At 40.8% G+C, this 25,482-nt stretch carries 15 protein-coding genes; 1 reads left to right on the top strand and 14 read right to left on the bottom strand.

Annotated features, from left to right (window positions below; genetic code table 11):
• Window positions 1-12 precede the first annotated feature (12 nt).
• The 13 genes from AC5YGI_RS06295 to AC5YGI_RS06235 all read right to left on the bottom strand — a co-directional run bounded on the left by AC5YGI_RS06295 (window position 13) and on the right by AC5YGI_RS06235 (window position 22,072).
• Window positions 13-1,041: a hypothetical protein gene (locus tag AC5YGI_RS06295; RefSeq protein ID WP_330747145.1), complete on the bottom strand. Its 1,029-nt coding sequence runs from the start codon at window positions 1,039-1,041 to the stop codon at window positions 13-15.
• On the bottom strand, window positions 1,034-1,837 hold the full coding sequence (locus AC5YGI_RS06290; protein ID WP_330747144.1) for a fimbrial biogenesis chaperone: 804 nt from the start codon (window positions 1,835-1,837) through the stop codon (window positions 1,034-1,036). Before AC5YGI_RS06290 ends, AC5YGI_RS06295 begins: the two co-directional genes overlap by 8 nt.
• Window positions 1,838-1,912: 75 nt before the next feature.
• Complete coding sequence (locus AC5YGI_RS06285; protein WP_330747143.1) at window positions 1,913-2,437, bottom strand: hypothetical protein; 525 nt, start codon at window positions 2,435-2,437, stop codon at window positions 1,913-1,915.
• A gap of 314 nt (window positions 2,438-2,751) precedes the next feature.
• The gene (locus tag AC5YGI_RS06280) at window positions 2,752-3,168 is read right to left on the bottom strand and encodes a hypothetical protein (RefSeq protein ID WP_496167815.1); all 417 of its coding nucleotides are present in this window, start codon (window positions 3,166-3,168) and stop codon (window positions 2,752-2,754) included.
• Window positions 3,169-3,214: 46 nt separating this feature from the next.
• The gene (locus AC5YGI_RS06275) at window positions 3,215-4,045 is read right to left on the bottom strand and encodes a helix-turn-helix domain-containing protein (RefSeq protein WP_330747141.1); all 831 of its coding nucleotides are present in this window, start codon (window positions 4,043-4,045) and stop codon (window positions 3,215-3,217) included.
• A 206-nt stretch (window positions 4,046-4,251) separates the two neighbouring features.
• Window positions 4,252-4,800, bottom strand: a complete 549-nt coding sequence (locus tag AC5YGI_RS06270; RefSeq protein WP_202839129.1) for a hypothetical protein — start codon at window positions 4,798-4,800, stop codon at window positions 4,252-4,254.
• A complete protein-coding gene (locus AC5YGI_RS06265; RefSeq protein ID WP_496167813.1) occupies window positions 4,797-6,050 on the bottom strand; it encodes a phthiocerol/phthiodiolone dimycocerosyl transferase family protein in 1,254 nt (417 codons plus the stop codon). The genes AC5YGI_RS06270 and AC5YGI_RS06265 overlap by 4 nt, the downstream gene beginning before the upstream one ends.
• Window positions 6,047-7,318, bottom strand: a complete 1,272-nt coding sequence (locus AC5YGI_RS06260; protein WP_496167812.1) for a condensation domain-containing protein — start codon at window positions 7,316-7,318, stop codon at window positions 6,047-6,049. The genes AC5YGI_RS06265 and AC5YGI_RS06260 overlap by 4 nt, the downstream gene beginning before the upstream one ends.
• Before the next feature lie 15 nt (window positions 7,319-7,333).
• Window positions 7,334-9,736 carry a glycosyltransferase gene (locus tag AC5YGI_RS06255; protein ID WP_496167811.1) on the bottom strand — a complete coding sequence of 801 codons (2,403 nt, stop codon included), beginning with the start codon at window positions 9,734-9,736 and terminating at the stop codon, window positions 7,334-7,336.
• Window positions 9,729-10,511 carry an alpha/beta fold hydrolase gene (locus AC5YGI_RS06250; protein ID WP_496167810.1) on the bottom strand — a complete coding sequence of 261 codons (783 nt, stop codon included), beginning with the start codon at window positions 10,509-10,511 and terminating at the stop codon, window positions 9,729-9,731. Before AC5YGI_RS06250 ends, AC5YGI_RS06255 begins: the two co-directional genes overlap by 8 nt.
• A complete protein-coding gene (locus tag AC5YGI_RS06245; RefSeq protein WP_034696900.1) occupies window positions 10,502-10,801 on the bottom strand; it encodes an acyl carrier protein in 300 nt (99 codons plus the stop codon). Before AC5YGI_RS06245 ends, AC5YGI_RS06250 begins: the two co-directional genes overlap by 10 nt.
• On the bottom strand, window positions 10,789-15,039 hold the full coding sequence (locus AC5YGI_RS06240; RefSeq protein WP_496167809.1) for a beta-ketoacyl synthase N-terminal-like domain-containing protein: 4,251 nt from the start codon (window positions 15,037-15,039) through the stop codon (window positions 10,789-10,791). Before AC5YGI_RS06240 ends, AC5YGI_RS06245 begins: the two co-directional genes overlap by 13 nt.
• A 19-nt stretch (window positions 15,040-15,058) precedes the next feature.
• Complete coding sequence (locus tag AC5YGI_RS06235; RefSeq protein WP_496167808.1) at window positions 15,059-22,072, bottom strand: SDR family NAD(P)-dependent oxidoreductase; 7,014 nt, start codon at window positions 22,070-22,072, stop codon at window positions 15,059-15,061.
• Window positions 22,073-23,297: 1,225 nt separating this feature from the next.
• On the opposite strand from AC5YGI_RS06235, the gene AC5YGI_RS06230 reads away from it, so the two are divergent.
• Window positions 23,298-24,152: an alpha/beta fold hydrolase gene (locus tag AC5YGI_RS06230; protein WP_330747134.1), complete on the top strand. Its 855-nt coding sequence runs from the start codon at window positions 23,298-23,300 to the stop codon at window positions 24,150-24,152.
• 67 nt (window positions 24,153-24,219) lie between these two features.
• Here AC5YGI_RS06230 and glsA read toward each other — a convergent pair whose 3' ends face one another.
• Entirely contained in the window at window positions 24,220-25,233 is a 1,014-nt protein-coding gene (glsA, locus tag AC5YGI_RS06225) for a glutaminase A (RefSeq protein WP_330747675.1), read from the bottom strand.
• Between the last annotated feature and the right edge of the window lie 249 nt (window positions 25,234-25,482).

The raw sequence follows: 25,482 nt of genomic DNA, 5'->3' as shown, positions 1-25,482 counted from the left end.
CTTGAAGCATGGTTATTGGGGGATAATCTCGTATTGAAGGGTGGTGGAATATTCTTCCGATTTGGCATTAATCAGTCTTTCATCATTGGCTTTGGTAGAATATCGGATATCGTAATACAGGCTGGAGTTTCCCGTGGAGCCTCCTGTCGCAATAAGCTGTGGAGAAGCACTCAGCAGGATAGGATATACATTCCCATTGTTTCCGGAAACGGGGATGAGATTCATTTTTACGGTTCCTAAAGCAATGTAGTTTCCGGCCGGAGAGCTGAACTGCCCCTGAAGAGAACGTAATTTGATCTGATAATTGGTATTGCTTTTTACAATCAGTCCATTGGAATAAGTGACGCTTACTCCGTTGACATAATCCGACATGCTTTTGAATTCCAGTGATCCGTTGACCGCTTTTGCAGAAAACTGAAGCGACATTTCAGGGACATCGGTCGGAGTTCCGCTGAGCGGTCCGATGTGAATCTGAAAATTATGATCAGCCCTGCCAATAATATTGTTGTACCGGTCATACGCCGTAAACTGTACCGGAACATTAAATCGGGTCCAGGAAGGGTAGCTTCCCAGATAGGATCCTCCCATAACGGTCAGGCTGTATTTTACCTGCAGGTTATAATAGCCGTTGGGCTGTGGCGGCTGATTGTACAGTGCTGCATTGGACTGTGGAATTAAAAAGACTTCCTGGTTGGCCTGAAGAAAAGTATTTAACGGCATTCCGATCTGCGGAATGGTGGGTACGGGTCCCGGATAAGCCTGTCCTGAAGTGGAAACGGGCTGAAATGATATTTTGTTGGCAGGCATCGTATAATTTCCATCTGTAGAAGTGATAGGCTGTTTCAGCCTCATGGATATTTTCCAGTAAGGAATATTAAATGCTCCATTACCTGCCAGGGTAAAGGTATAGGCATCAGGATTGGTATTTCCGCTGTAGGAATTAATTTGTAAGTAGCTGTTTATCCAGGAATTATAATTGACCTGTGAGAAGCAGTTCAGAGAGATCAGCAGAAAGAAACAGAAGAATTTTTTACTATTCATAGCTGAAACTTAATTCTCCTAATTCCAGATTGTTGTTGTCTCCGTAATCGATCATTACAGAAGCGGTATATTTCCCTTTTTCAAGGCTTGCCGGAAGCGGGATATCCATTTCTCTTTTGTTTCCGGGCATGGTGTAAAAGATAATGGGATCCAGTGATACTTTTTTTCCGGTTTGGGTATTCACAAAGTCGGTGAAAATTTTTCCGTCTCCCCATATATCGCCCTGATTGTCAAAAAATAGGTTGATGGTATTGGTCGTTTTTCCGTATACCAGATTCTGGATTTCCAGTTTTTTAGTTTTGGCGGCAGGCAGCTTATGGAATAATTTGATTCCTGAGCGGATGCTCACTTTGATGTTGGCGCCTTTATGATCCACATCATCTACCGGATTCATCTGACTTACATACAAAACGGCTGTATGGGCAGCCAGTTGGTCTGAAAGCGCATTCGGAACCGTAATGGTGACCTCAATATCTTTTTTTTCTCCCGGAGCCAGCGTGAAGTAATTATCTTCCTTTTTGACCGAAACCCAACTTGCGCAGGAAGTGGGAAGGGTATTGGCGGGATAGGTTACATTCTCACCTTTTTTGTCATACTCCCAGTCTCCAAGGCTTACCGCAAGGTCCAGAGAGTTCTTGGCACTTACATTCGTTACCGTTATTGTCTGGGTATTGCTGTTTCCGTTTCCCGATTCAAAATACAGTCTTGGCGGTGAAACCGAAACTCCTGTTTGTGCGTATCCATGAAAAGATGATAGGAAAAGAAGACTGAAAAGGAAAAGAGAGAGTCTGCTCATGACGGAGATTAGTTTTTAAATGTTGATAAAGTGCTGGGGTAGGTACAACACTTTATCATTACATAATGATAGCTATTATTGAGAAATAATCGTATACGTCAGCTCAGTAGTATATACTGTTGGATCTTGTCCCGCGATGTAGTTATCCAGGTAAGTATTAGCTCCTGCACCTTTATATTCAATATTGATTTTTTTGTCTACCCCTCCGGTAGAAGAAGTTACCAAAGTAGCTTCGTTAGTTGATAAATGTACATTCTGAGCATATTGAGCGCCGTTTACAGCTTCAGAGCCTGCGCTTGCAATAATCTGGATCGTGTTAGCCTGGATGTTTTTACCTCCCTGCTGTAATACATCGTTACCACCTTTTACTTTTACCTGGAATCCTCCTGTGCTGTAAATGCTTAAGTGATCTGCGTTAAGAGAAGATACCCCGTTGGCATAGTCATCTTTGGTTTCGTAGTCTAAATTAACGATTTTTTGAGCGTTGTTAACAACAAGAGTCTGGATAGGCTTCAGTCTTACATTCAGCGTTACATTCTGTTGTGCTTGTAATGTTGAAAATCCAAGGATAGCAAAAGATGCTAGAATAAAATTTTTCATAAGGTTAAAGACGTTTTTTTGTATTAATTGTTTTTAAAATTGCGGTTGCAAAGGTAAATACAAAGAACATCATGGTCTTTGTGAAAAAATACTTATTATTTGTGAATTTTTACGAAGAAATAGGCGCGCACTGATGAGTACATTTTATGAATAATTACATAAAAAGTATCTTTTAAATGCTGATAAAATCACCATAAAGTAAAAAGAATGTTTAATTAATCTTAAACATTAATTTTACTTAATATATAGGGAATGAATAAATTGCATAATTGTTATTCGATGCATAGTAATTTTTTTAAGCCTTGCTTTATTTTTTACTGAGAAATTAGAGTTAATGTTAAAAAATTTTGCTCGTCACTGCTGTTGGAGCTTAAATCTTCCATTGCATTTTCTAACTCATGATCGATGATATATCTCTCCTGAACCACTCCTTTGTGATGGCTGATAAGAGGGTAATCACCAGATCTTTCCCTGCTGCTTTCGGAATTACCGGAGGCGTCACGATATTCATCATATTGTGCATTCAGCTGAAACCCTGTCGGACTTGAGATGGTTACAGACTGAACTTCCCGGAAGGAAGACTCGTTCCCTTCGTCCGAAAATCCTGTGCCTACAGCAAGCATCTGTACGGGATAAAGCCTAACGTTAAGCCTTAAACCGTCTGCTGCCTGTGCAAATGATTTTGTAAAAGCAAAATAAAGCAAAATGAATAAAATATACTTTGCAAGCATATAACCTATATTTTTCCCCAAAAGGTTACTTATGTAAATATACAAATTATTTCATTTCGGAGGGATTTTTTCCCGTATGTTTTTTAATAAAATTAGTAAAGTTCCCTTCATTGCTGAAACCCAGATCGTAAGATATCTCAGAAATCGTTGAGTTGGAGAAGCTCAGGGCCTTTTTACATTCGGTAATGAGTTTTTCAATGATGATATGTTTGGCTGTTTTTCCCAGTACATACTCTGTCATCTCGGTCAGTTTCCTTGATGAGATATTAAGTTCTTCGGCATAATAAGCCACTTTTTTTGCCTTTTTATAATCTCTTTGCAACAGAACTTTGAACCGGTTGACATAATACATATAGTCAAATTTGATTTCCTTTTTGATTTCTTCAGTAGGAATATGCAGAAGGGCATCCAGCATCAGTCGTTCTATAGCATTATGGGCAGCCGCTATATATAAGCTTTCATCCTTTTTCCTGAAACTTTCCATCTGCTCCAGAAAAACCACTCTCATCTGTTCTACATTCAGGAAAGGTGCTATAAATATATCGGAATTATAATTATAAAAAAGCTGAGAATTGATAAAAAGACTGTCTTTATTTGATCTTTCATAAAAACTGGATGAAAAAGCAATTGAATATACATCTGATCTTTTGGTTTCACCGAAGACTATTTTCTTTTGCGGCCCTACGAAGGCGATACTTCCTCTTTTTAAAGGGTATGGAACATTCTCTACCGTTAGCTGAATATTTTCCAGAATAATATAAATGCAAAAATATTCCAGGGTATTGAATTCTCTTTTGTTGTTATTTCGGGCGATAATATAATCTAAACGATTGATACTGAATCCTATATTTTTTAACTGATCCGTTATTTTGTACATACATTATTAATCATTCTGTTCAAGAAAAATTCTTGTAAATTATTATATAAATATAAAAAATTTACCAAATAGTAAGTTTTAAAGGAAAAAATTAAGTTGAGTGTCCATGAAAATACCCGGTGACCGTCTGATCAACCGGGTGTTGTTATACTTTTTTTCATTGTTAATTAAATGATAGACAATGATGTATGTTTTTTATTGGGGAATTATGTGTTTAAATCAGCTGGGACTGATGTTACTTTGCACATCCATTTTCTTAACCTCCATACGGGTAAGTATACAAAAACCACAGACAGAATTCCCGCCAGCGTTCCTACTACGACAGCCATTGCCGTTGCATCCAGTTTGTAATCCTTTGAAAAATTATACTGTCCTATAAACAGCAGTGACAATACCAATAATCCGGTAATTAATCCATGTAAGATGCTCAGTCTGGTCATCAGTTTTTTGATGTTGAGCTGCTCGTCTACCGTAAACTCTATAGCTTCCTGGCTGGCGGCATCCGTTACTCTTTTGATGATGTCTATGGTAAGAACCACCGGAAGGAAGATGGCCATCGGCAGGGTGAGACGGGCAAGATTTTGGGTTCCTGAAAAAAAATGGGTGTAGCCCAATTCCTTGAAACTGGCGTAAGCAATAATGAAATTAAAAAACACATTCGGAAGGACATAATAAATCGTACGCTTTATGAGAAAGCGTTTGAGGGTGGTTTTCTTTATCAGTCTGGGCTTCGGAGGCTTTATTTTAAATTTCATAGAGAAGTTGTCAATAGCTCGATGGCTTTATCTTTTATCAGATGAGCTTCCACTTTGGGAAGAAAATTTTCATTGGACATGAAGGTGAAGTCCATCTGCTGGTTGTACGTACTGGTGACTAAGGTATTTGAGTTCAGCCATGGGAAAGCCACGGTAGGACTAAAAATCGTTTCCAGGCTGAAGTTTTTATAATCATTCGGGATATTGATCTTGCCCATATTGGATAAGGTAATGTCATGTCCGCCCTCGCTGGATTTCAGCATATTGATCATCCGCCCTACAACAGGATGCATATGTTCTCCCATCCACAGGAGCTCACGGGCTTCCATCTTATTGATTTTCGCAGTAAGGTCTTTTTTGATCAGCCTGGCATTGTCCATCACATCATTGCTGTTTTTCCTGATGGAAAGCTCCACGGTTGGGGCAAAAGCAAATAAATGATCTTCTTTAATTTCCGGAATAAAATGACGTACATCTACCGGGCTGATCACTTTACCTTTGGCACGGTCTCCCTGAACATCCCGGAAGGCCTGCATCACGGAAGAACACAGCAAAGCATGCACAGAAATCTGGTTGGCTTTACATTTTTCAGTGATAAGCCTGGTTTCTTCCTGAGTCATTTTCCAGTGAATGGTATAGCTTTTTCCCTGGTTTCTTTTTTTGCTTTTTCGCTGCATGGAAAAGAATATTCTGGCGAACAGAAGGTAAAGGCCGGCCTTATATTTTTTGATGGCTGTATTAAAATCCGAAGGCAGAAAATCATCAACAGATTCAAAAGCAACATAAGGAATTAATGGAGCATAAGGATTGTCCAGCAAACTCAGAAGCTCACGCAGTAAGGTTACTCCCGTGGTTCCATCGGATATGCAGTGAGGCATGACCCAAAGGATTTCGGAAGTATTATGTCCTTTTACCCAGACTACTTCGGCCAATGGTTTTTTGGGTGTTTCAAAAAGTTTAAACCATCCTTTTTCGGATTCTTTGAACCAGTCATCGTCTGTTGTACGTTCTACAATGCGAAGCGGAATAGGTTCAATATCTTTCTGTCCCATAAAATAAGGATAGTTTCCGATGTTATGATCAATATTCGTTCTTAGAATAGGATGCTTCTGCTGGATTCTTATTAAAGCAGCTTTAAAATTTTCTTCAGGAATCTCTCCTTTGATTCTTGCCGTATAGATACAGTTTAAAGGTGTTTCAGGATCTACATACATGATCCTTTCCACCATCATTAAGGGTCTTTTGATCATGATACTGCCATTTGTTTTAGTTGAGAATGGATGACCTGCATTACCTCTTCACGAACTGCCAGTGCATCTGTGTAAGGTAAATATCCTTCGCTTCCCATGAATGAAAAATCCATTTCACCCCGGTACGTTGAGGTTACCATTGTAGTGGTATTTCCCAGCGGTCCTATTACTGACGGACTGAAAATCGTATCTACCGTAAACTCCTTGTACTCATGAGGAATCTGAATGCGTCCCAGATTGGAAAACATACAATCGTTGGAGGATTTTCCGTTCTTCAACAGCCTGGTGAAATTACTCAGGGCATCATGCCCGGATTCCATGACCATCATGGTGATATAGGGATTCAGTTTTGAGGTCTTTTTTTCCACAGATTTCTGCATGGCACGGAGATTATCCTCAAAGCTTAGCTTTTCATCAGAAGAAACCACGATCATCAGCCCGAAAGCGAAAATATGATCTTCTTTGATCTGTCCTGCAAAACGTCTGATGTCTACCGGACAGGAAACTTTATTGAAGGACTTTTCTGCTCTTACTTTTTTAAATGCCTGCAATACCGCCGCACTTAAAAATGTATTTACCGTTACCCCCCGGGATTTGCAGTAAGTGATTAATTCTTTGCTTACCGTTTCATCCAGCTTCCAATGGATGAGGTAATCACTCTGTCTTTCCACAGCTTTTTTGCCTGTGGGAAGCCATTTGATGGCAGTGGCGGCCATTCTTCCGATAAGTCTGGCTTTCAGTTTTTGTCTGCGGCTGTTCAGGATATGGGCAGGAACCACATCTTCAATTCCCAAGATCGGGTTTTCTGTCCCGATTTCAGCCGCCGGATTGTCCAGAGCCATTAAAAACTCTTTCAGGAAGGCCATTGCAGAACCACCATCGCAAAGACAATGGTGGAACGCAAACAGCATGTCAGAAACGTCTTCCCCTTTGATCCAGACAAACCGGATCAGGGGTAATTTTTCGTAATTAAAGATGGTGTTCCATTCTTTCCTGGATTCTTCCTGCCACTGGTCCTCACTTTGTCTGGTGACGATTCTTACAGGAATGGAAACCGTTTTTTCAGGAACATTAAACCATGGAATATTTTTTTCATCATGGCTGATCAATGCTCTCAGCCAAGGGTGTTTGTTTTGAATCCGGGCCAGAGCCTGCTGGATCTCTTTTAAGGTAAAAGTCCCTCTCAGTCTGAACGGAATGACCGCGTTAAAAGGTTCTGTTCCGTCTCCCAGTAACATACGCTCACCAAATAGCAATCTTCTTTTCATAGGTCGATTCATAGGCTACACAGAAGCTAATGTTGAATGTTCGTTTACAAAATTTTCTAACAGCTCTACCGCTTTGTCATTTCCTCCGGCAAGCGTGAATGTATTTCTTACTTCCTGAGCGGCAGTTCTGTATTTAGGATTTTCCAATAATTCAAAAACGGTTTCACGAAGGGCCTCTACGCGGAGTCTTTTATACCGGATGCTGATTCCGCAGCCTGCCTGTTCGATCAGTTTGGCAATATGGAAATGATCATAAGCAATAGGAGTGATCAGCATGGGCAATCCGTTACGGAAAGTATCATTTACAGTATTAAAACCACCGTGGCAGATGACCATATCCATTCGCTGCATCACTGCCGATTGTGGCACAAAGCTGTTCACGATAAAGTTGTCCGGCCATTCTTCAAAAATTTCGGGTGGAGTAGCGGCAATCACGGTTACAGGCTGATCTTTAAATGCTGCAATGATTTTTTCAAAAAAAGCTTTTCTGATGTCTACCAGCAGCGTTCCCAATGATACAAAGATTTTTGGAGTGGTAGACGCATTCAGTTTATCCCAGTCAAACGGAGCATCATTCGGACGGCCTTTTACCGGCCCTACAAATTTCATATGAGGCGGAACGGTTTCAAATCCTGCGAAAGCCTGGGAGGTAAACACCATATTCAGTTTGTGAGAATGAATATAAATACCTTCCTCATGAATTCCCACTTCTTTTTGAAGGTCTTTGATCAGGTTTTGCTGCCATTCCCAGATTTTTGGAGCACTTTTTTCAGTATCTCCCATCACATCCGGTGGTACAGGAGTTGTCGTTACACAAGGAATATTGTTTTTATGGGCGAAAAGGGCCCCTCCGAAAGTGATACAGTCGTTCACGATCACATCCGGCATCCAGCTCTCTGTTAAACGGGTTAATCCCGGCATCATCATTTTAGCGAAAGGAACATAGGTTTCTTCCAGTGCCAGTTTCATGACTTCAGGTCCGGAACATGCAGGTCCGTCATCCTGCCTTTTCAAAATACGGGCAATTTCTTCCTGATACGGAACAAGATCTTCTTCAGGGTAGAAATAAGAACCTCCTTCAGGAATATGTTTACTGTCTAAAGGGGTAATCCCAAACCATTTTACTTCATGTCCGCGGGCAATCAGACTCGCTCCCACACTCAGAGTCGGGCTCACATGTCCGAAAAAAGGAGGAACTACGAATAAAAATTTAGACGGTTTTTCAGGTTTTGAAGCCTTTGATATCGCTTGTTCCAACAGGTTGGCTGCTGTAGCAGCGCCTCCTGCTTCCACAAAAGACTGACCAACCTTCCGGGCTGCTTCACGGTAGCCCGGAGTATTTAAAATCTGGTGTACGGCCTCTCTCAGGTGATTGGCTTTAAATCTGTTAAAATTAAGGCGCTCACCCGCTTCTGTACGCACCACACGTCCTGCAACATGCGACTGATCATACGCAATCGGAATCACAACCAAAGGAATGCCGTTGGATAATGTTTCAGAAACGGTATTATGGCCGCCGTGGCAAACTACACCATCCAGATGAGGTAACAGATCCAGTTGTGGAACCTGCTGATACACCATAAAGTTGTCCGGCCATTGCTCGAAAAGTTGTGGATCGGAAATGACTACTACAGTTAAATCTTCATCTTTGAAGGCATCAATAACCTTCTGGAAAAATGCCTTTTTATGGTCGTGATCGAAAGTGGTTCCGATACTTACTAAGATCTTTTTATTGTCTTTGCTTTTTAATTTTTCCCAGTCGAATTCACATGAAACACGTCTTTCCGTAAGAACCGGACCTGTGAATTGGTATTGGGACGGCAGATCTTCCATTTCCCCAAAGAAATAACCGGAAGTCAAAACCAAGGTCAGAAGGTCTGAAGTCGCCAGAGAGCGTTCTTCCTGGAAACCCAGTTCTTTCTGCAGATCGATGATCTGATTCACTTCCCATTCGTGTACTTTTGGAAGTTCATTCATGATTTTAATAGCTGCCGGAGCGGTAACGGAAGTGGCGTAAGGAATACCAAGAGTTTTGGCTGCAACCGGAGCTGCAAATAACTGATGATCCCCGATAACCAAATCGGGCTGCTCTATTTTTAATAAAGTAACAATACCATTATAGCAATGTCTGTTCAGCGGGATAAGAACCTCTTCATACAGGAACTTAACGCTGTCTATACCATACACTACTTTTTTGGAGATAATATCGAGATATTGTTCACTTTCTTTCTTTTCTTCGTCGGTCTGATCATATTGGATCAGTAATAATTTTCCTCCTTCGGGAAGTTTGGCCTCTAAAGTCGGGTCAAGGCTGATCCAGGCTACTTCATGTCCTCTTTCCAGCAGGGTAGCACCGATGCTTAAAGTAGGGTTGACATGACCTGTCAATGGTGGAACTATAAATGCAAATTTAGCCATGGTTTTGTGTTAAAATTTTAGATAAAAATTGAGCGATCGTTTCAGCAATGCGCTGAGGTTCCTGAATCGGAATATTGTGATCACCCGGGATTAATTCAAGTTCAGACTGGCTGATTTGAGATTGCAGCCACTCACCGGTAGGTCTGCAGTTGGAATCAGCGCCATAAAGCAATAGAGCAGGAGACGATAATTCATTAAAACGGGCTTCACCCAGGAAATGTTTTTCCTTAATCATATCTGCTTTGATGCTGGTCTGATTAAACAGAAATTCATACATACGGTGGTTCTTCTCCATTTGTCTTTTGCCCATCTGCACTTTGGTGGTGTCTGTAAAATTAGCCACATAATGCTCAAGAAATTCTTTGCTGTATTCATCAATGATGTTACGGGCTTTTTCATCCTGAGGATCCGGAGCTTCCATCACCACAAGCTGATTCACGCGATCAGGATATTCCAAAGCTGTTTTTAAAGCGATAAGACCTCCGAAGCTGTAGCCGACAAGGTGTACTTTTTCCAGTTGAAGATGATCTATTAAACCTATCAGATCGGAAGACATGTTATCAAGGTCGTAGCCATCCAGAAAACGCTCACTCATACCGTGGCTTTTCAGGTCGTACATCACCACATGGAAATGTTTTGCCAGCACAGGGGCAATATTAAAATAATAAATGGACAGGTTGCTGAACATACCGTGGATGAGTACCACGGTTTGTCCGGCTCCTTTGTTGAGTTCCTGTATATGAACTTGTCTGTTATTGACAGTGATTATTGGCATTCGTAGATATAATTGATGATCATACTAAGGTCAAGATTGATCAGCTGGTCAAGATCCATTGAAGATAACCAACCTGTAAAGTCGATCTGATCGCCAAAATGCGCCTTGATCTTTTCAGAGAAAGAGACAATCTCGATGCTGTCCATTTCAAGGTCTCTGGTGAATGAACTTTCAGGAGTAATATCCATCTCTTCTACAAATTCAGCACCTATCACTTCAGTAATAAAACCTTTTAATAAAGTAAAAAGTTCTTCGTGGTTCATTTTTAATGTTGCGTTTACAGTGTCCATCCGATAATATAATTTTTATGTTTAATAGTTTTGATTTCAATATTGTTGATCCACAGGTGATCCTCTTTTATTTCTTCGACTTCGAAGGCTTTAGGATTCCCTTTGAGTCCTGTCCCCAGGAATTTTCCGTAAGCTTCCTTGGCGACCCAGAAACGGGTGGTCCACTCCGCCTGATCTCTGTCTTTTAATAAGGTTAATTCTTTGTCGGTAAATACCATGTCATAGAATCCTGAACTGCGTTCTTCCATCAATTCCATATCAATTCCTACAGATTTTCCATATCTCGCGATTCCCACGGCATCTTTTCCTTTGTGAGCCAGAGAAATATGGATGTCTTCTGTAAAATCACTGATGAGGTAAGGTTTTCCCACTTCATCGGAACGGATTTCAAACGTGATCGGGAAGCAGGCATGATTTTTTTCTTTGCGAAGAAGATTTCTTACGGCATCTTTCACCGCTACACGGCTTACCATCCAGTTTTTCTTTTTGTTAGGTAATAGCTGCTGGTGATGCTGTTTTTCTGTTTGGTTGAAATATCTTTTCAGGATAAAATCCCATGAAGCAACTCTTGTATAGGCTTGGTGGAAGATGAATACATCAGGAGCAATCTCTTCCGAAAGGCGGTTGTGCAGTGGTGACATGGAAACATTCCATAAGGCGGCATCAATTTCAAGTCTTCTGTTTTGCCAGCCCGTAATGGCGCACCATATTTTTCCATCTCTCTTTAGGATGATATCTGCGATGGCAAATTCATCATTCAATTCGGTGAGCATGCAGGTACATTCAAAAATACCTTCCTGATCATGCATATCGCCGAAGAATTCAATATCTCTGATCTTGACAGGGAATGCAATACGGTCTTTCACTAAAGTAAGCTGAAGCCAAAGCCCGAAAAGCTGTCCTGCATTATCCAGTAAAGAACCTTTACCACCGTTTCCTTTTATTTTTCCGATGATTCCTTTATCTCCAACGGCAGAAACTTCAGTAATTCCCTGGTATTGGTCTCCATGGAACATGTGCATGTCATAGATTTCCTCAGGCGTTCTTTCAATGGGTAAAAGATGACCGATAGAAAGATTGAAGGCTGGTGTCGGAACAGGACCCGATTTTAAGACTACTTCTGCATTGGCAAAGTTTTCAATATCGAGATAAGCGTGCTTCGGTGAGCGCCATTCTCCTTTTACGGTTTTTTCGAAAGGCTTGGCCACATTCATCCATTGGAAGACACTTACGTTCATGATTTTATGAACCCATGTTCCCGGGATTTCCGCTTCTGCGATTTCTGCTAATTGTTCAAAAATCATCGTCATCGGAATAACCGGTTCCATATCTGCTACATGAGCCCAGCCTTTGGGCTGTCTCAATAAACTGTGGTCGATCAGGTAAGGGTGGCTTTCCAGTGTTACGTACAGATCTTTTGTAAAGTTTGTACTTCTTACGGGTTGTGGGGCTGGAGCTACAGGAGCAGGTCTTTGGATGGTGATTTCCGGACGGTTCTGGAATAAAGTCAATACTTCTTCCTGCATACGGATCATATCCGCAACATTGTCCTGAAATGCCTGTACCAGCGGATGACCACTTTTGGCAGTCATGGCCGGAGCGTTAGCGGAATATTGTTTTGGCGAATCGAAGGATTGAGCCAACGCTTTCACTTCTTTAAAATTACGGATGATAGGTGAACCTAATTCCAGTTTAATACCTTTTCCTGAAGCTCTTTTCGATTGATTTTGAATTTCTAAAAAGTCAAGGGCAATGGTTTTTCCTTCTACAAACAAGGAGGCAACTACCCTTTGTAATTGAGCCAATGCAGAACGGGTCGGAACGCTGGAAGCGATGGTACTGAAAGCTTTTCCTTTCAAGGTATCATCAATAAATCCAATCAGACCGCCAGTTCCGACCTGAATGAAGACTCTTGCGCCTTCTTCGTATAATTTATCGGTCAGTTCACGGAAACGGACAGGTTCTACCAAATGCTCGGCACTCAGTTTTCTGATCGCTGCCTGATCTGCAGGATAAGGTTCTAATGTGGTAGCAGACCACAATGGGATTTTTGTCTGCTGGAACTGTGCTTTTTCCATCCCCGCAAGGATCACATCCAATTTATCAGCGATAAAAGGAGAGTGGAATCCTGACTGGAACGGCAGAACCTGATGGAAGATCTGTTTTGCTTTTAACAAGGGAACCAACTCATCCAGAGCAGTATTGCTTCCGCAAAGAATCACCTGATTAGGGCAGTTGTCATTGGAAATATATAAGTCTGAAATTTCTGAAATAAAGTGCTGTACTACCTCAATTCCGGCTCCTATGGCGATGAATCTGGAATCTTTTAATTCAAAAGTTTCAGGGTTCAGCACGTCAATTAAAGCTTTTACAGAATTTGCTTCTGCCAGCTCGGACGAATATCCTGCCAGCCATTCTCCTAAACTGTGCCCTGCATTCATATCCGGAATAATTCCCAGTTTTTTTAATGAATTATCAAGGATACTGCAGCTGTTGAAGATGTTTAAGGCATCGGTTAGAAGCCCTTCACCTTCTGTTTCGATAGGTGCTGATAATCCGAAATAACGGCTTACCGTTTCTACCTCACCTTTTGCCAGACCATCTAATCCAGGGAATACAAAGGCTACTTTACCGCCATCTTTTAATAATGGAGTAGAAGTGTACCAGATATCCTGTTTGTTTTTCCAGGTGATATTTTTGGAAACAATTTTAATGGCTTTTTCTATTCTTGCTGGTGTTGGATCGAATATCGCAACCCTGAAATTTCCTTCACCAATGGTTGTTTCATTATTTTGTAATGCGGAAAGCAATTCTTCGTGTGTTGGTCTTGCCAGAATTAGCACCTTATCTTTTTTAGGCATATCATAGCCTTCCAGAACAACATGTGCGTTGATACCTCCGAATCCGAAAGCATTCACTGCCGCTACTTTAGGTAGTCCTGTTTTTGACCAGTTTCTGGCTTCCTGTACCGGTTCAAACCTTGTATTCTGCATCTCCGAATTCGGATTTTCGCAATATAGGGTTGGTGGTAAAGTATCGTGATGTAAGGCAAGACAGGTTTTAATTAATCCAGCAATTCCGGCTGCCGGCATGGCATGCCCGATATTGGACTTTACAGATCCGATACCCGCAGCCGGAGCTGTTTCTTCTTTTCCGAAGAACTGGGCTAAGGTCTGAAGCTCTGTTTTATCTCCAAGGGGCGTTCCTGTGCCATGAGCCTCAAGATATCCCACTTTATTTTTATCTAAATCAGCATTGATCCATGCCTGTTCCAACGCTTTCAGCTGACCTTTTACAGATGGGCTCATTACGCTGGTTCCGGTACCATCACTGCTTACGCCCACCCCTTTGATCACAGCATAGATTTTGTTCTGATCCCGAACAGCATCTTCCAGTCTTTTTAACACCACGAAACCACAACCTTCACCAATCAAAAGACCGTCAGCATCCATACTGAACGGCTTGATCTGCTGCTGGCGTGACATCGCTCCCAGTTGGGCAAAAATACTCCAGAAGGCAGCGTTCTGTCCTGTGTGTACACCTCCTGCGATCATGATGTCGGAACGACCTCTCTGAAGTTCCTGTACGGCATGATCTACAGCAATTAAAGCAGATGCACAAGCGGCATCCACGGTAAATGCAGTGCCTCCCAGATTGAAACGGTTGGCGACAAGTGAAGCAACAAGATTGGGAATTAATCCCATGGCGGTATCTGCTGCAAAACGGCCTTTACGTTCCTGAAAAGCATGTTTTACCTTTTCAATATCGGAGGAAGAAACATGAGGTAACAGTTCCTGTAATAATGAGGAAATCTGTTCTCCGGTTCTTACGATTTCGATAGCACGGGTTGCTCCCGGACCGGTATAGTTTCCTTTACCGATGATGATTCCTGCTTTTTCAAGAGAAGCATTCTTTTGAAATATACCTGCATCTTCCAGTGCTTTCTGTACCAGATCAAGGGTAAGCAAATGATCGGGTTCCGTTCCTTCAACAGCCAGTGGCAAAATACCAAATGCGGTAGGATCAAATGTATAATCAGGGATAAACCCTCCACGCTGACAGTAAAAACGGTCAACGGGACTTGTGGCATCACTGAAATGAACAGGATCTATCCGATCCGCCGGAGCGACTTCGGTAGAATCAACTTTATTGACAATATTCTGCCAGAAAGTGTTGGCATCCTGTGCCCCGGGAAAGACACAGGATAAACCAATTACAGCAACATCTGTTTTTTTCATACTTTGTTTATGCAGAGTTTTACCAATTATTTCCTGACATGATCAGCACCTGGCTTTCCGTTCCGTATTTGATCTCATTAAGGAAGATTTCTTTTCCTTCATCCAGCGGTATCATGGAAATACCTCTGCGTTCGTATTCTGATTCCAGGGTGGAAGAAACCATTCCGGCTCCTTTCCATGGTCCCCAGTTGATAGAGATTACTTTTCCTTTTAATCTTTTGTTTAAAGCATTGGCGTAATCATCCAGTACACTGTTGGCTGCCGCATAATCTGTCTGACCTTTGTTACCGTATACGGAAGCGATACTTGAGAATAATACTACAAACTGACAGTCGGAACGAAGCTGTTCTGCCAATACACGCAGGGGTTTCACTTTGGTGTCAAATACACGTCCGAAAGAGCTTGTGGTCTTTTGTTTGAATAATTTATCTTCTAAAAGACCTGCTCCGTGGATGACTCCATCCAGGCGGTCGTATTTTTCATAGATATTGCTGATTAATCTGCTCAAACCTTCTTCGTCACAAAGATCCAGTGATTGGTAAATGATCGTATTTCCAAGTTCTTCCATATCACGGATGGTGCGAAGAATCTGATTGTTTTTGAAAATTTTCGTTGTTTCTTTTTCAATCTCTGCCGGAGAAGTGAATTGTCCGGATCTGATCAGGAATCCTCTGATTTCCTCTTTGGTTTTCATTCCCTGAAAATCTTTCGCAGAAAGTTCATTTCTTGGGTCTGCGGATCTTCCTACCAGAATATAGGTACAAGGATAAGCCTGAGACATATGCTTTACCAGTTCGGCGGTGATTCCCTGTGCACCTCCAAGTACCAATACCACAGATTTTTGGTCCAACTGAATATGCGCTTCATGCAAGCTTGTGGATAATGGAGAAGGGATAATGTCTATTTTATGTCTCTGATCATTTTTGTAAATGATTTCAGCGGGTTTATCATTTGTAAGGATTTCCTTTAAAGTAATTTCAGCAATCTGATCCACTTCCTGAGGCGTGCTAAGGCTGATCAGTCTGCAGGCGGTATTGTCAAATTCTCTGGCTAAACTTTTGAAAAGTCCCGGATAACCCTGATGATGGCGCAATACGCTTACATCTGTGATTTCCTGAAGATGTGCAGAAATATCTGAGATCAGGTATACCCATTTTGCTTTATCAAAATCCAGTTTTTTGATCAGATCCACATGATCGATAATGCTTGGTTTATCAGCTGCTGAGAACAGGTCCAGCATAATTAATCCGTCAATGTTGGAAAGATCTTTTTCTGTATCTGCCACTTCTACGATGGCTCCGTGTTTTTCCAGAGCTTCTTTGATTGCGGAGGTATGATTGCTGTTATCCTGGGTAATGGCAAAACGTTTTCCCTGCAATACTTCTGTATTTTGCACTAAAGAAGGATCAGTAGGCGTGATGTCAAAACGAAGACGTGAAAGTACATTTTGAGCTGGTTCTGCTGTATTTTCTGTTTTCACTTCCTGAGTTGCTTCATTGGTTTCGCCATTCATTTCACTGATCCAGCTTGCCAGACCACGAAGGGTTTTGATAGCCGCCAGTTTTTCCATCACATCATCCGCCTGTTCAAGGTTTTGACCAAAACCGATCTTGGTTTTAAGATCACCTATGATTTCCATACGTTTGATGGAGTCTATGCTTAAATCCGCTTCCAGATCCAGATCAAGACCCAGCATTTCTTTCGGATATCCTGTTTTCTCACTTACGATATTCAGGATTGCATTTTGAAGATCTTCAAGAGAAAATGCCGGCTGAGCCTGTAGTTTTGAGGCTGCTGATTCAGCTGTAGATCCATTTTTTTCTGTGCCAGCAGTTGTTTCAGCACCTGAGAATTCAGTAAGCCATGAAACTAATCCGCTTAATGTTTTTATGCCTGCCAGCTGCTCCATAACGGTGTCTTCGCTGGTGTTTCCGTTGCCCAGAGTTCCCAGTTCGTTACGAAGTGTTCCGATGATTTCAACTCTTTTGATAGAATCGATGCTTAAATCCGCTTCCAGATCCATTTCCATACCCAGCATTTCCTGAGGATATCCTGTTTTGTCACTTACCACCTGCAGTAATAAGGATTTGATATCTTTTGAAGGAGCCTGTTTCACGGCTGCAACGGCTACTGGTCTTTCCTGCTGAACAGGCTGAACCGGAATAGCAGAAACTGGCTGTTGAGCCGGAGCCTGATAAACAGGAGCAGGAAACGCCTGAGGATTCTGTCCCATAAAGGAAAGCATCACATCGCGTTGTGCCTGTATCATTAATTTCATACTGTTTAAATATTCCTGCAGCATACGTTCAGCGGTAGATTGCGCTTCAGCTGCCGGTGCCTGATGATTCGTAGTAAAATTGTTCATGGGAATAGGGTTTATGAGTGGTAATGCACCGTTAGATGGCAGATTACCATGAGTTGGATGGGCAGTCTGCCCGTTAACACGCCAGATGGCTGGACTTTTCTTATAAAGCTCAGGTTGGTTAAGATCAATAACCTTCACGTTTCGTCCATCAAAAAGTTTTTCAATATTAAAGCTTCGGCCGGTTCCTAAATATTGTGCCAGCATACAAAGCAGGTGACTGAATTTATTGTGGCTGTTGTCTTCAACATATAAGGTCAGCTGATCTTTTTCCAGACAGGATTTGGTTAATCCGGTAAGAACTTTTCCCGGTCCTACTTCAATGAAGATTCTCGCTCCGTCATTGTACATGGCCTGCAGCTGCTCTACAAATCTGACAGGCTGTACCAGGTGGTCAGTAAGTCTTTCTTTTATTTCTGCCGGATCTGCCGGATATACTTCTGCCGTGGTATTGGACCACACTGGAATCTGCATTTCCCCGAAAGAAATATCTTTCAATACCTCAGCATATAATTCCTTGGATTTTGCTAACAACGGACTGTGGAATGCACAGGCAACTTCCAGTTTTTTAGCAGAAATCCCTTCCTGTTTAAGCGTCTCAAGCAGTTTATTGATCGCATCCGTACTTCCGGCGATCACACATTGTGTTGGCGCATTGAAGTTGACAGGATAACATCCTTCTACTTTCGCAATAATCGGTTGCAAACGTTCCGCTGTAGCGCTTGCTGCCAGCATTGAACCCGGATCTCCTCCTTCCACAGAATTTAAAATAGACTGAGCTCTCTGAACACTTAAGTCTACCAGTTTATTTTCATCAAATACTCCTGCAAAGCATAAAGCCGGAATTTCACCGTAGCTGTGGCCTGCCAGCATATCTGGAATAATACCCAATGATTCTAAGAATTGAGCCAATGCAAGGTCTACAATTCCTAAAAGTGGTTGTGCTAAACGGGTATCTTTAATGGTTTCTTTCTGTTGTTTTACATCAGCCTCATTAAAAGTTTTAGATGGGAAAACCACTTTTTCAAGCTCAGGATAATTATCAATAATCTTACGCATGGCCGGGAAAACGACAAATAAGTCACGGGCCATATTGATTCTCTGGCTGCCTTGTCCAGGGAATGTGAACGCTACTTTACCTTCTTTTTTATTTACGGTAAATGTATCTTTAGTCTCAATCCCTAGCAATACCAGCTCAACCTTCATCATCAGATCTTCAACCGTATCTGCCACAATGCTGAACTGGATAGGCTTTTCTGAACTGATGCTTAAGCTGTAGGCAATATCCTGTAACGGAATACCATCATTAATTTCTAATAAAGTTTTAATCTGACCGGACTGTTCTTTCGCTTCTTCATACGTATCTCCACGGAAAACAAACAGTTCTGAAGGCCATGACTGCATGGCAATTGAATCATCCTGTTTTGGATGGTTCGCAATAACGGTGTGGAAGTTTGTTCCTCCAAATCCGAAAGCACTGATTCCTGCATAACGGTTTTTCTCTGCCCATAATCCACTTTCCGCATGGAATGCAAACGGACTGGTTTCTGCATTGTAATACGCGTTAGGCTGCTGAAGGTGAAGGGTAGGTGGCTTTACACCGTGATATACTGCAAGAGAAGCTTTGATTAATCCTGCTAATCCTGCTGCGCATTTTGTATGACCAATCTGTGTTTTTACAGATCCTAAATGAGTCTGCCCCGGTAATGCCCCTGAACGGCTGAATAAATTAGTCAGTGCACTTAATTCGGTTTTATCACCTACCACCGTTCCTGTACCGTGAGCTTCCACTAATCCAACAGATGCAGGGCTTATACCTGCCTGGGTGTAAGCACGTTCTAATGCTCTTACCTGACCTATCTGTCTTGGAGCAGTCAAGCCCAATGCTTTACCGTCACTGGATCCTCCAACGCCCTTAATCACTGAATAAATACGGTCTCCATCACGTACGGCATCCTCATATCTTTTTAAAACAAGGATAGCAATACCTTCTCCAAGAGCAATACCGTCTGCATCGCTGTCAAATGTAGCACATCTTCCTTTTCTGGATAGGGCATGCGTGCTGGAAAACATCAGATAATCGTTAATTCCATTGTGTAAGTCTGCCCCTCCGGCAAGAACCATATCAGATTTTCCTAATACAAGTTCTTGACATGCCAGATCAATGGCTGCCAAAGAAGAAGCACATGCTGCATCTACCGTAAAGTTTCTTCCACCAAGGTCTAATCTGTTCGTAATCCTACCTGCGATTACATTTGCCAGAATACCCGGGAAAGAATCTTCAGTCGTATGTGGGAAGGCTTCTTTTACTTCTTCATGAAGTTCTCCGAAAACCTGCTTATAATATCCTCTGAAACTATAGCTGTTGGCAAGATCATTTCCTCCTTCAGCACCTATGATGACAGAAATGTTTTCTCTGTTGATGTGTTTTTCTCCATATCCTGCATCTTCCATGGCACGCTTGGCGACCAATAAAGTTAACAACTGAGTAGGTTCAATAGCGGCAAGAGATTGTGGCGGAATACCGAATGCCAGCGGATCGAAATCAATTTTGGGAATAAATCCTCCCCATTTGGAGTGGGATACATCCGGTCCGTCAGAATCCGGACGGTAGTATAATTCCTTATTCCATCTTTCGTCGGGTACTTCAGTGACACTGTCTTTTCCAAGAATGATGTTTCTCCAGTACTCATCAAGGTTTTTAGCTCCCGGGAAAATACATTCTATTCCTACGATGGCGATGTCCAGCGGTTTTTCAGTAGAAACGGGTTCTTCCGGTAATGCCGCCTCCTGAATATGTTCGTAATTGTCTACAACGCTTTGATGAAGTGCTGCCAATGAGATCACACGATTCTGCATGGTGGCTACCTGTCCGATCATATACATTCCTAAGTCCAGCTGATCCTCTTTAGGAATATTGACAAGCTTATCACCCTGACGTTCTATGCCTTTAGCAGCAATACGTAAACGGCCTACATTTAATTTTTCAAGCTGTTCCCAGACCTGTTTTTTATCCATTCCGGCAGCAAGAAGTTTTGCTTTTTCGGTGTTGAAATGGTGGGCAAATGCTGTATTTAAACAACGGGTTTCGTGTCCTGGAGCTGTTTCCAGCAAGACCGTATCTTTCGCCTGCATAGCCTGGGACTGAAATTCTTCCTGAATGGCACCTGTCTGTACAGCTTCATGAGTATACAGATAGGCTGTACCCATCAATACCCCGATTTTTACTCCTCTTGCAGCCAGCGGAGCTGTCATGATGGAAACAAATGCCGTTGAAAAGGCGTTATGGATTCCCCCTGCAAAAAATACACTGATGTTTTCAGGATGCTCTTCTTTTAAAATACGTTCAATTTGTTTTTCCCAAAGAACAGTACTGGACAGCGGACCTACGTGGCCTCCGCATTCACGCCCTTCAAAAATAAAGTTTTTAGCTCCTTCTTTAAGGAAAATATCCAGAAGAGCAGGGGACGGAACATGTAAGAATGATTTTATTCCCGCTTTTTCAAATACTTTAGCCTGTGCAGGTCTTCCTCCTGCAATTAAAACTACCGGAGGTTTTGCTTCCAAGATATAAGAGGTTTGCTCATCTCTTAATTCCTGAGGGGCAAATCCTAAAATTCCTACTCCCCATGTTTTTTCTCCGGCCAGCTTTTTGGTGTCCATTACCAAAGACTTTGCAGATTCTCCTTTCAATAAGGATAAAGCAACAAAAGGTAACGCTCCGGCATCTGCTACCGCGTTGGCGAATGAAGGAACGTCACTCACACGGGTCATCGGGCCCTGAGCAATAGGATATTGCAGTCCCAGTTCCTGAGCTAAAGAGTTTCCTTTATCAATTACTTTGAGTGCTTTTGCCTGCTTCAGATGTCCGTACATGGCTTCTTTGAAACCGAAGATAAGTTTTTTCAGTGTTTTAAAGTCTTCATACAGATCTATAGCCAGCGAAATGTCCTGTCCCATTGGAATATAACAAGTGCTGAGATCCAGGCCTGTAAAATATTGTTTCAGATCTCCGGCAGCTGCATTCTCGGGTAAGGAAGGTGAGTTGGGTCTCACCAATACACGATGATTGGCAATCACCTTAGTTTCTGTACCATTCAGTTTTGAGCATACTTCTTTCAGGTCCTGAGGAACTGAACTTTCGGGGAACAACGCTAGCTGGCTGTCCAGTACAATTCCTGTTGCTCCCAAAGCTTTTGTTGCCGCTGCGGTATGGAGACCTATTCCTCCCTGTACCCACACCGGAATGCTCTGGATTTCTTTGATCACACGCTGGAATAATACAAACGTGGATTCATAGCCTACCCATCCGCCTGCTTCATTTCCTTTGATAATGATTCCTTCTGCTCCCGCCTGTTCAGCCTGTCTTGCTTCTTCCAGACTGGTTACCTGATAAACTGCAGGCAGCGCAGAGGGCTTAGACATTCCGAATGGAAGGATCGCAAATCTTACCTTTTCAGGAATTTGAAGAGAGACGAAGTTGTCTGCAGAAAAATAAATACCATAAGATGGTACGTCTATCTGATCAAGTTGATGTAACGCTTCCTGTGCAGCCGTTATCTCATTTCCTAAACTTAAAACGGGAAATGCACCCGCCTGGTGTAGTCTGGATATAAGAGTAACGTCCGGCTTTTCAAAAGGCGTCAGTCCAATAATGGTTAAGTTTTTCATGGCGTGATAATTATTGAATGATAGCAGAGATTCATAACAATATGCTTTGCCTTTCGGTAATAAGGCAATTGCTTATCATTATGATATAATAAAATTGGTTTTTGTTAGATCGTTAACGAATTGAATCGTTTTATGGTAATTATTTAATGATCTATTGGTTTGGAATAGATTGCATAATATAAGGTTAGAGTCCGGTTGTTCAAAGGGCATCAGCCTGATTTTGGTCAAGTTTTTCATAGCATTTACGGTATTGGGATAGTTAATGTTATTTCATAACAAAACATCAATATCATTGGGATGTGCAATGATATTTTGTTATGATGAAATAAAAATAATAAAATTATATAATATGCTTAATCATAAATGCAATTTGATAACTATTTTTTAATATAAAAAGTTTAATTATTCAAATGCTATTAAAGTATATTTATTGTTTTATTATTCTTAGAAACGTGACGATACAATCTTAGTAATTTTAACTATAACTATTTATAGTTAAAAAAATGTTAAGCAAATATAGGAATAAAAAATAAAATATTTCAAAAACAAGAGATTTGTTTTGAGTAATATTACAAAAAGATAATATACAGTGATAAGAGTCGGAAAGTGTAAGAATCTCCTTTGTCAATCTGATAAATGGACAGCGCAAATTTATATAAAATTAATCAATGTATTGTGATTTACTTTAAATTATTTATGAATTTTTTCTATCTTTTTGATAAATAAACAGATAGGATATTTTAAGAATAATTAATATATCTTTTCGAAATTCATAAAAAAACAGTAAATGTATAAAATTGGTACTCTTTATTTTTTAAGGTAAAGAATCTGTTTATTAATGTGTTATCTATTGGTGATATTCTGGGATTTAAAAAAAACAATTGTTTTTTTTATTATAATTTTTTGATTACATGGGTATTTATAAAACTTTTGTATTTTTGTACTCTTAAGAACTCAATCATAATTTGATTTGATGAAATTATGATGTACATATGCCTGTATTTGTAATAGTGAGCTCGTTATCTCTTGTTTTTGCAATTAAGATAATGTAACGGGTTTCTAATCCTATCCATTACTCAATTCGTATTGACTTCCTTTTCTGAAATTGGCCAATTTCCGGTCGATCTTGAATAACTGTGGTCAGATTCCATAGATCCGACTTTTCGGGTGCATGATACAGAATTTGTTTTTGGATTTAAAAAGTACAACAAAAGAAAACAGGTATATGAAACAGACAACAATTTTCAGATCAGATGCTCACAAAGAAAGGGTGCTGGAGCAATATGATACTGCATTAGCAAATTTTAAAGGAAATATCCGTCAGCAGGCGGTCCCGACAAGCTTTGGAGAAACCCATGTTCTGAGTTATGGAAATGAAGATCATCCTAAGCTTATATTACTTCATGGAGCTAATTCTAACGCTGCATCCTGGATGGAGGATCTTGCTTTGTACAGCAAAGAATACAAAGTATATGCTATTGATATTATCGGGGAACCGGGTAAAAGTGAACAAAACAGACTTCCTTATAAAGGCAGTTATTACAGTGATTGGCTGTTTGAGGTTTTCCAACAGCTGAAAATAACAAAAGCTTCTTTGGTGGGATTGTCTCAAGGCGGATGGCTTGCGATAAAGTTTGCAGTCAGATATCCGGAAAAAATCAGTCAGCTTGTCCTTCTTTCTCCGGGAGGAATTGTAAAAACACAGCGTAGCTTTATTTTAAAAGCGATATTCTTTTCTCTACTTGGAAATGCAGGGAAGAGAAAAATCAATAAACTGATAACGGGTTCACAAAAAATAGATCAGTCTGTTCTGGACTTTATGAATCTCATGCAGTCTTCTGTGGATTCAAGGATGGACAAAGAGTATATTTTTTCTGATGAAGAATTAAAAAATATGACGATGTCTGTCTTTTTTATAGGGGGAGCAGGTGATGTGGTCAGGGATTCTCAACAAATAAAAGAAAGACTGGAAGGATTACTTCCTGATTTTGAATCCTATATTGATCCCGACAAAGGACATGTGCTGGTTGGGCTTGCAGATAAAATAAATACATTTTTACTAAAGAGAAGGAATGATTAATCCTTTATGCAAATTCTCCAAAACAAAATGTTTTGGAGAATTTGTTATATTCTATGTACTTGAACCTTTAAAAGATACTTAATCCATACTGTTTGGCCAGATCTAAAATCATATGATAGCCGGCCAGAGAATTTCCATGCTGGTCTAAAGCAGGACTGAAAACTCCGATTCCTATTTTTCCCGGAACACTTACGGTAATTCCGCCTCCTACACCGGATTTGCTTGGCAGTCCTACCATTCTGGAGTATTCACCGCTGAACTCATACATTCCGGCAGTCAGCATTTGTGATTCTATCAGTTTGGCCATATCGGCATTTTTAAAAGTGGTATCTCCGTCGAATCTTACACACTGGTTGGCAAAAAAGTAACCTATTTTGGCAAGATCCTCAGCGGTAAGTTCAATGGAACACTGCTTGAAATAGTTGTCCAGCTGGTCTTCGTTTCCTGAAATCAGTCCACTGTTTTTCATGATGTAAAACATCCCACGGTTGCGGTGTCCTGTTGATTTTTCAGATTCGTAAACTGATTTGTTGTAATCTATGGATGAATTTTTGGTAATATATCTTACCATATCCAGTATTTTCAGGAATGGTTTTTCTCCGTCACCGGAAATTAATGAAGTAGTAAGAATTGCCCCTGCATTCATCATAGGATTAAGCGGTTTTCCTGTAGTTTCAAGGTTGGAAAAATGGTTGAAAGGTTTGTCGGAACCGAAATATCCCATTTTCTCAAAGATGTTGGTTTCTCCTTTTTCATTGACAGCCACCATTAATGATATGATTTTGGAAATGCTCTGCATGGTGAATTTTTTATTGACATCTCCGGCATTGAATACTTTCCCGTTTTTGTCTACCACTGAAAAGGCTATTGCTTTAGCGTCCATTTTTCCCAGTTCAGGAATGTAATCAGCTACTTTTCCCTGGCTGTAATAAGCTCTGTTCTTCTCCAGGATGTTGTTTAGGGTTTTGTCCGAAATGGTTGATATATCTGCGGTTTTCTGAGCATAAACAATTGTGTTTAAGAAAATAAAAGCTGCTGTACAGATTCCTTTAGCAGAAAATAAAAAGCTGTTGTTTTTCATAGGAAAGGTGTATTCAAATATAATGTTGATGATAAGCCTTGAAAAACAAAGATAAAGTATTTTAATCTTGTCAGCAATTCTCATTACCGTAGTTACGAATATCGGTGCAGGTGGGCATAGGTGATGCTTATAGAAGAAGAATAAATTGCCGGATTGCATGAGAAATTTTTTAAGAAAAGAAACGGATAAAAGTTTGTTGTTTTACCTGTTTCGTATATGTGATTAATTTTAATTTAAATTATTATTTTA

Source organism: Chryseobacterium sp. CS3K3.1 (genome assembly GCF_059515165.1).
This window is presented reverse-complemented; position numbering and strand designations above follow the sequence as displayed.